Genomic DNA, 12,126 nt, shown 5'->3' on the forward strand with positions numbered 1-12,126 from the left:
AAAATTCATCGATATTGCAAAAAGACGTTCTCACGTCCGAACTGGTCACGCAGGGCCTGAATCAGGCCATCGGCAGGGTCGATACGCCAGCTTTCGCCGAACTGCAGCATGGCCTTGGCATCGCTGCCGGTGTATTCCATGGTGATCGGGCAGGCGCCGCGATGACGCTTGAACAGCTCACCCAGCCAGTTCAGGCGGTCGCCCTTGAGGGCATCGGTGTGCACCTTCAGGCGCAGGCTTTCGGCCAGGTTGGTGCGGGCATCTTCCATGCTCATCACCCGCTTGACCCGCAGGCGCAGGCCGCCGGAGAAATCATCGTTGCTGACCTCGCCTTCAACCACCACCATAGCATCGGTCTGCAGCAGCGCCTGGTTGGCCATGAAGGCGTCGGCAAACAGCGAAGCCTCGATCCGCCCGGAGCGGTCGTCGAGGGTGACAAAACCCATCTTGTCGCCCTTCTTGTTCTTCATGACGCGCAGGGCAATGATCATCCCGGCGACAGTCTGGGTGTCGCGTGCAGGTTTCAGGTCAATGATGCGCTGGCGGGCAAAGCGGCGGATCTCGCCTTCGTACTCGTCGATCGGGTGACCGGTCAGGTACAGGCCCAGGGTGTCTTTTTCACCACGCAGGCGCTCCTTGAGGGTCAGCTCGCGGGCCTTGCGGTGGTTGGCGTAGACGTCGGCATCCTCTTCGACGAACAGCCCGCCAAACAGGTCGGCGTGACCACTGTCGGCAGTACGTGCGGTCTGCTCGGCCGCCTTGATCGCCTCTTCCATCGCGGACAGCAGCACTGCGCGGTTGCGGTCGATGTTGGCCTGGTAGGCCTTGAGTTCATCGTGGAAGTACGGCCCCAGGCGGTCCAGCGCGCCACTGCGGATCAGCGCGTCGAGGGTGCGCTTGTTGATGCGCTTGAGGTCGACCCGCTCGCAGAAGTCGAACAGGTCCTTGAACGGCCCCGTCGCGCGGGCTTCGACGATAGCCTCGACTGGCCCCTCGCCCACGCCCTTGATCGCGCCCAGGCCATAGACGATGCGGCCGTCGTCATTGACGGTGAACTTGAAGTCGGAGGTGTTCACATCCGGCGCATCGAGGCGCAGCTTCATGCTGCGCACTTCCTCGATCAAGGTCACGACCTTGTCGGTGTTGTGCATATCCGCCGACAGCACCGCGGCCATGAACGGCGCCGGGTGGTGGGTCTTGAGCCAGGCGGTCTGGTAGGAGACCAGGCCATAGGCGGCGGAGTGGGATTTGTTGAAGCCGTAACCGGCGAATTTCTCTACCAGGTCAAAAATGTTACCGGCGAGGTCCGGATCGATGTTGTTGCTGGCACAACCTTCGATGAAACCGCCGCGCTGCTTGGCCATTTCCTCGGGTTTTTTCTTACCCATGGCCCGGCGCAGCATGTCCGCACCGCCGAGGGTGTAACCGGCCATCACCTGGGCGATCTGCATCACCTGTTCCTGGTACAGGATGATGCCGTAGGTCGGGGCCAGAACGGGCTTGAGGCCTTCGTACTGGTAGTCCGAATGCGGGTAAGCCAGTTCGGCACGACCGTGTTTACGGTTGATGAAGTCGTCAACCATGCCCGATTGCAGCGGGCCGGGACGGAACAACGCCACCAGTGCGATCAGGTCTTCGAGGCAGTCGGGCTTGAGCTTCTTGATCAGCTCCTTCATGCCCCGCGATTCAAGCTGGAACACCGCCGTGGTTTCAGCTTTTTGCAGCAGGTCGTAGGTCTTTTTGTCATCCAGCGGGATGAAGTCGATGTTCAGGTCATCCAGGCCTTTCTTGGCCTGTTCGCGGTTGATGGTTTCCATCGCCCACTTGATGATGGTCAGGGTCCGCAGGCCCAGGAAGTCGAACTTCACCAGGCCGGCGGCCTCGACGTCATCCTTGTCGAACTGGGTGACCAGGCCGCCGCCCTCTTCATCACAGGCGATCGGCGAGAAGTCGGTGAGCTTGGTCGGCGCGATAACCACACCACCGGCGTGCTTACCGGTACCCCGGCAGACGCCCTCGAGCTTGAGGGCCATGTCCCAGATTTCCTTGGCGTCTTCGTCGCTCTTGAGGAAATCGCGCAGGATCTCTTCCTGCTCGTAGGCTTTTTCCAGGGTCATGCCGACTTCGAAGGGGATCATCTTCGACAGGCGGTCAGCCAGGCCGTAGGACTTGCCCTGCACCCGCGCCACGTCACGCACCACCGCCTTGGCGGCCATGGTGCCGAAGGTGATGATCTGGCTCACGGCGTTGCGCCCGTAGGCGTCGGCCACGTATTCGATTACCCGGTCGCGACCGTCCATGCAGAAGTCGACGTCGAAGTCGGGCATCGATACCCGTTCCGGATTGAGGAAACGTTCGAACAGCAGGTCATAAGCCAGTGGGTCGAGGTCGGTAATCTTCAGCACGTAGGCGACCAGCGAGCCGGCACCCGAACCCCGGCCCGGGCCGACCGGCACGCCGTTGTTCTTGGCCCACTTGATGAAGTCCATAACGATCAGGAAGTAACCGGGGAAGCCCATCTGGATGATGATATCCAGCTCGAACTTCAAGCGGTCGAGGTAGACCTGGCGCTTCTCTTCATAATTCGGCGTGGTTTCTTTCGGCCACAGTACCGCCAGACGCTCTTCCAGGCCCTCGTGGGAAACGTGGCGCAGGTAGTCGTCGATACCCATGCCGTTGGGCGTCGGAAAGTCGGGCAGGAAGTGCTTGCCCAACTGCACCTGGATGTTGCAGCGCTTGGCGATCTCGACGGTGTTGGCAATCGCCTCGGGCAGGTCGCTGAACAGCTCGGCCATTTCCTCCGGGCTTTTCAGGTACTGCTGGTCGCTGTAGTTACGCGAACGGCGCGGATCGTCCAGGGCCCGGCCTTCACCGATGCACACGCGGGTTTCGTGGGCGTCGTAGTCGGACTGCTTGATAAAGCGTACATCGTTGGTCGCCACCAACGGCGCGCCCAGCTTGTCGGCCAGGGCCACGGCGGCGTGCAGGTATTCTTCGTCACCGGCGCGGTTGGTGCGCTGCACCTCGACGTAGAAGCGCTCCGGGAACATCTGCAGCCAGTCGCGCAGCAGCGCTTCGGCTTCATCCGGGTTGCCATTGAGCAACGCCATGCCGATGTCGCCTTCCTTTGCCGCGGACAGGGCAATCAGCCCCTCGCTGGCCTCAACGATCCACTGGCGCTCGATGATCACCAGGCCATTGCGCTGGCCATCGACCCAGCCGCGGGAAATCAACTCGGTAAGGTTGCGGTAGCCCTTGGCGTCCATGGCCAACAGGCAGATGCGCGACAGCGGTGCATCCGGGTCGCTGTTGGCCAGCCACAGGTCGGCACCGCAGATCGGCTTGATACCGGCGCCCATGGCGTTCTTGTAGAACTTGACCAGCGAGCACATGTTGCTCTGGTCGGTAACCGCGACCGCCGGCATGTTCATCGCCGCCAATGCCTTGGCCAGCGGCTTGATCCGCACCAGGCCATCGACCAGCGAGTATTCGGTGTGCAGGCGAAGATGAACGAAAGAAGCCGACATGATGATCCTATAGCAGCACAAAACAACAAGGCCCGGATTGTACCGGGCCTTGATCAAAACAACAGCCAGTGCGGGGCGATCCTGACTACTGACGCCCGTCGCGTCCGGTCAGACCTCGGCAAACCCGCCGTTGATGGCATCGCGGGCTTCGAAAGCGGCACGCACCGGTGCGAACGAGCGCCGGTGAATTGGCGTCGGCCCCAGGCGCGCCAGGGCTTCGAGGTGCACCGGGGTCGGGTAGCCCTTGTGCCCGCCGATGCCGTAGCCGGGGTAGATCAGCTCGAACGCCGCCATCTCGCGGTCACGGGTGACCTTGGCCAGGATCGACGCCGCCGCAATGGCCGGCACCTGGCTATCGCCCTTGACCACCGGTGCCGCCGGCACCGACAGCTGCGGGCAGCGGTTACCGTCGATCAGCGCCAGTTTCGGCGTGACGCTCAGGCCTTCGACTGCACGCTGCATGGCCAGCATGGTGGCGTGGAGGATATTGAGCTGGTCGATTTCCTCGACCTCGGCGCGGGCGATGCAGAAGCTCAGGGCTTTTTCACAGATTTCGTCAAAGAGCTTTTCACGCTTGGCTTCGGTGAGCTTTTTCGAGTCGTTGAGCCCCAGAATCGGCCGCTGTGGGTCGAGAATCACCGCAGCGGTCACCACTGCGCCGCACAGCGGGCCACGGCCCACTTCGTCGACACCGGCGACCAGGTCCTCGACCAGGTTGAAGTCCAATCCCATTTGCATCTATCGGTTTTCCAGCAGAGTCAGCACCGCGTCAGCTGCCTGGTTCGAGGCATCGCGGCGCAAGGTACGGTGAATCTGGTCAAAGCCTTCGGTCTGCTGCACACCGCCATGCACCAGCGGCGCCAGGGTCTGGGCCAGCGCTTCGGCGCTGGCCGCTTCCTGCAGCAACTCGGGCACCAGCATGCGCTGGGCCAGCAGGTTGGGCAGCGACACGTACGGGCTTTTTACCAGGCGTTTCAAAATCCAGTAGGTCAGCGGGGCCAAACGATAGGCCACGACCATTGGCCGCTTGAACAGCAAGGCTTCAAGGGTCGCAGTACCGGAAGCGATCAGCACCGCATCGCAGGCGGCCAGGGCCTGGTGCGAGCGACCGTCAAGCAGGGTCACCGGCAAGTCGCGGCCCTGGAGCATCTGCTCAAGCTGGGCACGGCGTTCGGCATTGGCGCACGGGGAAACGAAACGCACCCCCGGCACCAGCTCGCACAGGCGCTGGGCGGTATCGAGGAACAGCGCACCCAGGCGACCAACTTCGCCGCCACGGCTGCCCGGCATCAACGCCACCAGCGGCCCCTCAGCCAGGCCCAGCTGCTCGCGCGCAGCGGCACGGTCAGCGTCCAGCGGAATGCTGTCGGCCAGCGGATGGCCGACAAAGCGTACCGGCACACCCTTCTCTTCATAGAATTTGGCTTCGAACGGAAACAGCGTGAGCATCAGGTCGCAGCCTTCGCGAATCTTCAGCACGCGCTTCTGCCGCCAGGCCCAGACCGAAGGGCTGACGTAATGCACGGTCTTGATCCCGGCCTTGCGCAGGTTCAGTTCGATATTGAGCGTGAAATCCGGGGCATCGATACCGATAAAGACGTCCGGACGCTCGGCGATCAGGGTCTGGATCAGTTCCTTGCGACGCTTGAGCAGCTCGCGCAGGCGCCCTAGCACCTCGACCAGGCCCATCACCGCCAGGCGCTCCATGGGGAAGTACGAGCTCAGGCCTTCAGCCTGCATCAACGGCCCACCCACGCCAATGAAGCGTACTTGCGGATGACGCGCCCTGAGCGCGCGCATCAGCCCGGCGCCGAGAATATCGCCGCTGGCCTCACCGGCCACCAGCGCTACACAAAGCTCGGCCATATCAGCGGGTGATGCCGCGAGTGGAGTTCTGGATCGACTTGAGGAACACGTCGACTTCAGGGAACTGGGTAGCCGGCTCGACAAGCTCGGCAATCGCCTGCTCGACGGTCAGGCCCTGGCGATAGACCACCTTGTAGGCCCGGCGCAGGGCGTGAATGGCGTCTTCGCTGAACCCGCGACGGCGCATGCCCTCGAAGTTCATGCTGCGCGCTTCAGCCGGGTTGCCGAACACGGTGACGTAGGCCGGTACATCCTTGCCGATCGCCGTGCCCATGCCGGAAAAGCTGTGGGCGCCGATATGGCAGAACTGATGCACCAGGGTGAACCCGGAGAGGATCGCCCAATCGTCGACATGCACATGGCCAGCCAATGCAGTGTTGTTGACCAGGATGCAATGGTTGCCAATGACGCTGTCGTGACCGATATGGGCATAGGCCATGATCAGGTTGTGATCACCCAGGGTGGTTTCCGAGCGGTCCTGCACAGTGCCACGGTGGATGGTCACGCCTTCGCGGATCACGTTGTGATCGCCAATCACCAGGCGTGTGGCTTCACCCTTGTACTTGAGGTCAGGGGTGTCTTCGCCTACCGAGGAAAACTGGTAGATGCGGTTGTGCCGACCGATGCGGGTCGGCCCTTTGAGAATCACGTGTGGACCGATGACGGTCCCCTCGCCGATCTCGACTCCGGCACCGATGATCGACCAAGGGCCTACCTCGACTCCGTCGGCGAGCTTCGCCGATGGATCGATGATTGCCCGAGGGTCAATCAAACTCATAGTTTGCGTTCCGCGCAGATGATCTCGGCCGAGCATACCGGCTTGCCGTCGACCGACGCCTGGCACTCGAACTTCCAGATCTGGCGCTTGCAGCTGATGAACTTGGCTTCGAGGATCAGCTGGTCACCCGGCAGCACCGGCTGGCGGAAGCGCAGCTTGTCGGAACCGACGAAGTAGTACAGGGTACCGTCCGCAGGTTTGACGTCGAGCATCTTGAAGCCGAGGATGCCGGCCGCCTGGGCCATGGCCTCGATGATCAGCACGCCCGGCATGATCGGATGCGCCGGGAAGTGACCATTGAAGAAAGGTTCGTTGATGCTGACATTCTTGTAGGCACGAATGCGCTGGGCCTCGACGTCCAGTTCCACCACCCGGTCCACCAGCAGGAACGGGTAACGGTGAGGCAGGTATTCGCGAATCTCGTTGATGTCCATCATTTCGGGGGGAAGCCTGTAGTAAAGATAGGGAGCGCCGGTTTTCACACGGCGCTCCTTTAGCAAATCAAAGAGTCAGTCTAGGGCTGTTCACTCTTGATCAGGAAATGGTATCAGCCTTCTGATGAAGCTTTATCGCCGGAGGTCACGGCGGCGAGACGCTTTTCCAGCTGTTGAAGGCGTTTTGACATCTCGTCCAGCTGGCGAATTCGTGCGGCGCTCTTGCGCCACTCGGCCAGCGGCTGCATCGCCGTACCGGAAGAATAGGCGCCTGGCTCGGTAATCGAGCGCGTCACCATGGTCATCCCGGATACGAAAACGTTGTCGCAGACATCGATGTGTCCAACCATGCCGACACCGCCGGCAATGGTGCAGTGCTTGCCAATCTTGGTGCTGCCGGAAATTCCGACACACGCCGCCATCGCCGTATGATCGCCGATCTGCACGTTGTGGGCGATCTGGATCTGGTTGTCGAGCTTGACCCCGTCACCGATGCGGGTATCGGCCAGAGCGCCGCGGTCGACCGCGGTGTTGACGCCGATCTCGACATCGTCACCGATGCTCACACCACCGATCTGGGCGATTTTCTGCCAGACGCCTTTCTCGTTGGCAAAGCCGAAGCCTTCGCCACCGATCACCGCGCCCGACTGAATGACCACACGCTTGCCGATACGCACGTCGTGGTACAGGGTCACCCGCGGGGCCAGCCAGCCGCCCTCGCCGATCACGCAACGCGCGCCGACGAAACACTGGGCACCGATGGTCACGCCCGGGCCGATCTGCGCACCGCTCTCGATCACTGCACAGGCACCCACACTGGCGCTGGCATCGACCTGGGCATCGGCGGCAACCACGGCGCTGGGATGAATTCCCGCTACAGCCCTGGGCTTTGGATCGAACAGGTGGGAGATGCGCGCGTAGGCGAGGTACGGATCGGGAACGATCAGGGCGTTACCGGCAAAACCCTCGGCGTCGGCCGGCTTGAGCAGGATCGCTGCCGCGTGGGTTTCAACCAGGTACTTGCGGTACTGCGGGTTGGCGAGAAAGCTCAACTGCCCCGGCCCGGCTTCCTGAAGGGTCGCCAGGCCAGTGATTTCCAGCTCCTCGGGGCCACTCAGGGTGGCGCCGAGGAACTCGGCCAGCTGACCGAGTTTCATGGTCACGGTCATGATCAACGGGACTGATTCATGCGCTCGATAACCTGGCGGGTGATGTCGTACTGAGGTTTGACATCAATGACCGCGCCACGCTCGAGAACCAGGTCGAAACCGCCTTTCTTGATCACTTCTTCAACCGCGCCATCCAGCTTCGGCTTCAGTTGTTTCAGCATTTCGCGATCAGCCACGGCCTTGGACTCGTTCAGCTCCTTGGACTGGAACTGGAAGTCACGGGCTTTCTGCTTGTATTCAAGCTCCAGGCGCTCGCGCTCAGGCTGGGCCATCTTGTCGCCACCGGCACGGATCCGGTCGGCAATGCCCTTGGCGCTGCTTTCCAGGTTCTTCAGCTTGGTCAGCTGCGGGCCGAATTTCTTCTCGGCATCGACTGCGTACTTCTTCGCCGCGTCCGACTCGAGCAGAGCCATTTGATAGTTCAGCACGGCAACTTTCATTTCGGCGAAAGCCGGGGTTGCGATCAGGGTCGCAGCCAGTACTGCCAGTTGAGTCAACTTACGCACGATGCACTCCTACAGAATCCGTTGTCGTTAGCAAGGGTCAGACCTTAGAAGGTCTGACCCAGAGAGAATTGGAACACCTGGGTATCGGCTTCGTCCGGCTTCTTCACCGGCATTGCCAGACTGAAGCTCAACGGACCGAGCGCGGTAATCCAGGTCACGCCCAGGCCGACGGAGCTGGCCAGGCCCGACAGGCCGACCTTCTCGCAGTCCGGCTTGGAACCGCAGTTGGTGTCGAAAACGTTACCCACATCCCAGAAGACCGAGGTGCGCAGCGAGCGTTGGTCCTTGACGAACGGCAGCGGGAACAGCAGCTCCACACCACCCTGGACGAGGACGTTACCACCGAACGGCAGCGGGTCCTGATCCGGGTCGGCGATGGTGCCCGGGTTCTTGCCAGTACTCGGGGTGCTGCGTGGACCCAGGCTGCTGTCCTTGAAGCCACGTACCGAGTTGAAACCACCGGCGTAGTAGTTCTCGTAGAACGGCAGGCCCGAGGTGCCACCGAAGCCGTCACCATAGCCCAGCTCGGTATGCAGGCGCAGGGTGTAGTCGTTGGTGATCGGCTTGAACAGCTGACCACGGTAATCCAGCTTGAAGAACGACAGGTCGCTACCCGGGGTGGTGGCTTCCAGCACCAGGCTTTGCGAGTGACCACGGGTGGCCAGCACGCCCTTGTTCAGGGTCGACTCGGACCAGCCGGCCGAGGCCTTGAAGTTCAGGTACTTGTCGCCTTCTTCGTTGACGAATTTGAAGATTTCGTCAACGGTGTACTTGCCGGTCTTGATCTCGTCCTGCTGTACGGTCAGGCCGAAGGTCAGGCGCGAGGTCTCGCTGATCGGGTAGCCAACACTGACACCGGCACCCAGGCTGTCAACCGCATAGCTGGCCACGTCGACGTCGAGGTCATCGTAGTCGGTGGTGCGATAGAAAGCGTTGTAGCCCAGGCTGACGCCATCGGCGGTCCAGTAGGGGTCAACGAAGCCGAAGTTGTAGCGGCTCTGGTATTCACTGCGGGTCAGACCGATGGAAACCTTGTTACCGGTACCGAGGAAGTTGGTCTGGCTGATCGAACCACCGAGGATCAGGCCGGCGCTCTGGGCGAAACCGACGCTGGCGGTGATCGAACCGGAAGCTTGTTCTTCAACGCTGTAGTTGACGTCGACCTGGTCGTCGGTGCCCGGTACGGCCGGGGTCTCGACGTTGACTTCCTTGAAGAAGCCCAGGCGCTCCAGACGGGTCTTGGACTGGTCGATCAGGTAGGTCGAAGCCCAGCCGCCTTCCATCTGGCGCATTTCACGACGCAGCACTTCGTCTTCGGACTTGGTGTTGCCGCGGAAGTTGATGCGGTTGACGTAGGCACGCTTGCCCGGGTCGACCACGAACATGATATCGACAGTGTGGTCATCGTCGTGCGGCTGTGGCACACCGTTGACGTTGGCGAAGGTATAGCCTTCGTTACCCAGACGGCGGGTGATCAGCTCGGAGGTGGTGGTCATCACCTTGCGCGAGAACACCTGGCCTGGTTGGACCAGCAGCAGCGACTTGATCTGGTCTTCCGGCACTTTGAGGTCACCGGAGAGCTTGACGTCACGTACCGTGTACTTCTCGCCTTCGTTGACGTTGACGGTGATGTAGACGTGCTTCTTGTCCGGGGTGATCGACACCTGGGTGGAAGCGATGTCCATGTTGATGTAGCCGCGGTCCAGGTAGTAGGAACGCAGACGCTCCAGGTCACCGGAGAGTTTTTCGCGGGCGTACTTGTCATCGTTCTTGAAGAACGACAGCCAGTTGGTGGTCTTGAGCTCGAACAGGCCGATCAGGTCTTCATCGGGGAAGACGGTGTTGCCGACCACGTTGATGTGCTGGATCGCAGCGACAGTGCCTTCGTTGATCTTGATCTTCAGGCCCACGCGGTTACGCGGTTGCGGCACCACCTCGGTGTCGACCTCGGCCGAGTAGCGGCCCTGGGCAACGTACTGGCGTTGCAGTTCGTTGCGCACACCTTCAAGGGTGGCACGCTGGAAGATCTCGCCTTCGGACAGACCGGACTGCTTCAGACCTTTCATCAGGTCTTCGGTGCTGATCGCCTTGTTGCCTTCGATCTCGATGCTCGAAACCGAAGGACGTTCGACCACGGTAATGATCAGGACGTTGCCGTCCCGGCTCAGTTGGATGTCCTGGAAGAAACCGGTCTTGAACAGGGACCGGGTCGATTCCACCAGGCGCCGGTCATCGGCCTCATCGCCGACGTTCAATGGCAAGGCACCAAAAACGCTGCCCGCGGAAACCCGCTGCAGACCATTGACACGAATATCGGAGATGGTGAAGGACTCGGCGTGAACTTCAGCGATCATCAGTACGGCGAGAACCGCAGTTAGCAGCAGACGTTTCATGAAGTCCTTTCTTATTCCAACTGGCAATAAACGACCCACCGCGGGACGCGGCAGGTTCGCAATTGAGCGAAGCTTTACAGTCGACCCAAATCGTTGATCAGGGCAAGCAACATCACCCCGACTACCAAACTGATACCGATCTGGATCCCCCAACCTTGCACCCGATCCGAAAGCGGACGACCACGCGCCCACTCGATCAGGTAGAACAGCAAATGCCCCCCATCCAGTACAGGAATGGGCAGCAAATTAAGAACCCCCAGGCTAATGCTCAGGTAGGCGAGGAAATTCAGGAAATCCCCAACACCGGACTGGGCCGAAGCGCCCGCCACTTTAGCAATGGTTATCGGTCCGCTCAAGTTTTTTACCGAGAGCTCGCCGAACAGCATTTTCTTCAGCGATTCCAGGGTCAGGACACTCATGTTCCAGGTCCGCGAAAGCCCCTCCCCTACGGCCTCGAGCGGCCCGTAACTGACTTCGCGAAGCATGGCATCCGGCCACTTCACCGCTTTGACCCCGGCACCGAGATAACCCGTGGCCGATTTGCCTTCACCGCGGCTGGCCAACGTCACCGGCAGCTCCAGCGGCGCCCCGTCACGCTCGATGCGCAGGACGATCTTGCTGCCAGCCCGGCCACGTACGGTATCGACCACTTGCTGCCAGTTGTTCAGCGCCTGACCATCGAGCGCCAGCAAACGGTCACCGGTTTTCAACCCGGCAGCATTTGCCGGCCCCTTCGGGTCGAGTTCAGCCAGCACCGGCGGCAATACCGGGCGCCACGGGCGCAAGCCCAGCGAGCGAATCGGGTCCGGATCGTCGGCGCCCTTGAGCCAGTTATTGAGGGTCAGCACGTGCGGGCTGTCAACGGACGCGCCCTCCTCGCGCACACTGATGTGCAACTGGCCGCTTTCACCCAGACGGCGGATCAGTTGCAGGTTGACTGCCGCCCAGCCACTGGTTGGCTTGCCATCAATGGAAACAATTTCCTGGCCAGCTGTGAGCCCGGCCACTTCGGCGATACTCCCCGCCTCGACCGCACCGATGACCGGACGCTCCTGCTGGGTGCCGACCATGGCCAGGACCCAGAAGAAGAAAAACGCCAGGAGAAAGTTGGCCACCGGGCCCGCGGCAACAATCGCGATGCGCTGGCGCACGGACTTGCGGTTGAACGATTGCTCGACCTGATCGCGCGGCACCTCGCCTTCGCGCTCGTCGAGCATCTTCACGTAGCCGCCCAGCGGAATGGCCGCCACCACGAACTCCGTGCCATGGCGGTCATGCCAGCGCAGCAGCGGCATGCCGAAACCGACGGAGAAACGCAAAACCTTGACGCCGCAACGCCGGGCCACCCAGAAGTGACCGAATTCGTGAAAGGTGACCAGCACACCCAATGCCACCAGGGTGCCGATAATCATGTAGAGCGCACTCATGTCTTTCTCCGAATGACGTTCAGCGG

The 12,126-nt window shown here is 61.4% G+C and carries 9 protein-coding genes; all 9 read right to left on the reverse strand.

Going from position 1 to position 12,126, the window contains the following annotated elements; all coding sequences use genetic code 11:
• Nucleotides 1-5: 5 nt before the first annotated feature.
• Entirely contained in the window at nt 6-3,527 is a 3,522-nt protein-coding gene (dnaE, locus tag JV241A_RS19020) for a DNA polymerase III subunit alpha (protein WP_115088375.1), read from the reverse strand.
• 108 nt (nt 3,528-3,635) lie between these two features.
• The gene (gene rnhB, locus JV241A_RS19025) at nt 3,636-4,265 is read right to left on the reverse strand and encodes a ribonuclease HII (protein WP_115088376.1); all 630 of its coding nucleotides are present in this window, start codon (nt 4,263-4,265) and stop codon (nt 3,636-3,638) included.
• Nucleotides 4,266-5,393 carry a lipid-A-disaccharide synthase gene (gene lpxB, locus JV241A_RS19030; RefSeq protein WP_134064010.1) on the reverse strand — a complete coding sequence of 376 codons (1,128 nt, stop codon included), beginning with the start codon at nt 5,391-5,393 and terminating at the stop codon, nt 4,266-4,268. It lies immediately after the preceding gene.
• Nucleotide 5,394: 1 nt separating this feature from the next.
• Nucleotides 5,395-6,171, reverse strand: coding sequence for an acyl-ACP--UDP-N-acetylglucosamine O-acyltransferase (gene lpxA / locus JV241A_RS19035; protein ID WP_115088378.1), 777 nt, complete (start codon nt 6,169-6,171; stop codon nt 5,395-5,397).
• Nucleotides 6,168-6,608 (reverse strand): 3-hydroxyacyl-ACP dehydratase FabZ, encoded by a 441-nt coding sequence (gene fabZ / locus JV241A_RS19040; RefSeq protein WP_010224833.1) that lies wholly within the window; start codon nt 6,606-6,608, stop codon nt 6,168-6,170. The genes lpxA and fabZ overlap by 4 nt, the downstream gene beginning before the upstream one ends.
• A 110-nt stretch (nt 6,609-6,718) precedes the next feature.
• Nucleotides 6,719-7,780, reverse strand: coding sequence for a UDP-3-O-(3-hydroxymyristoyl)glucosamine N-acyltransferase (gene lpxD, locus JV241A_RS19045; protein ID WP_177414897.1), 1,062 nt, complete (start codon nt 7,778-7,780; stop codon nt 6,719-6,721).
• On the reverse strand, nt 7,777-8,280 hold the full coding sequence (locus JV241A_RS19050; RefSeq protein ID WP_038996736.1) for an OmpH family outer membrane protein: 504 nt from the start codon (nt 8,278-8,280) through the stop codon (nt 7,777-7,779). Before JV241A_RS19050 ends, lpxD begins: the two co-directional genes overlap by 4 nt.
• A gap of 44 nt (nt 8,281-8,324) precedes the next feature.
• Nucleotides 8,325-10,673, reverse strand: coding sequence for an outer membrane protein assembly factor BamA (bamA, locus tag JV241A_RS19055; RefSeq protein WP_134064012.1), 2,349 nt, complete (start codon nt 10,671-10,673; stop codon nt 8,325-8,327).
• 74 nt (nt 10,674-10,747) lie between these two features.
• Complete coding sequence (gene rseP / locus JV241A_RS19060) at nt 10,748-12,100, reverse strand: RIP metalloprotease RseP (RefSeq protein ID WP_115088381.1); 1,353 nt, start codon at nt 12,098-12,100, stop codon at nt 10,748-10,750.
• Nucleotides 12,101-12,126: the final 26 nt, after the last annotated feature.

Source organism: Pseudomonas sp. JV241A, from assembly GCF_900275665.1.
GTDB lineage: Bacteria > Pseudomonadota > Gammaproteobacteria > Pseudomonadales > Pseudomonadaceae > Aquipseudomonas > Aquipseudomonas wadenswilerensis.

What these genes read in the sequence shown, in the direction of transcription:
- lpxB (WP_134064010.1), bottom strand. Translation starts at nt 5,393, where the DNA reads ATGGCCGAGCTTTGTGTAGCGCTGGTGGCCGGTGAGGCCAGCGGCGAT.
- lpxA (WP_115088378.1), bottom strand. Translation starts at nt 6,171, where the DNA reads ATGAGTTTGATTGACCCTCGGGCAATCATCGATCCATCGGCGAAGCTC.
- bamA (WP_134064012.1), bottom strand. Translation starts at nt 10,673, where the DNA reads ATGAAACGTCTGCTGCTAACTGCGGTTCTCGCCGTACTGATGATCGCT.
- rnhB (WP_115088376.1), bottom strand. Translation starts at nt 4,265, where the DNA reads ATGCAAATGGGATTGGACTTCAACCTGGTCGAGGACCTGGTCGCCGGT.
- dnaE (WP_115088375.1), bottom strand. Translation starts at nt 3,527, where the DNA reads ATGTCGGCTTCTTTCGTTCATCTTCGCCTGCACACCGAATACTCGCTG.
- rseP (WP_115088381.1), bottom strand. Translation starts at nt 12,100, where the DNA reads ATGAGTGCGCTCTACATGATTATCGGCACCCTGGTGGCATTGGGTGTG.
- fabZ (WP_010224833.1), bottom strand. Translation starts at nt 6,608, where the DNA reads ATGATGGACATCAACGAGATTCGCGAATACCTGCCTCACCGTTACCCG.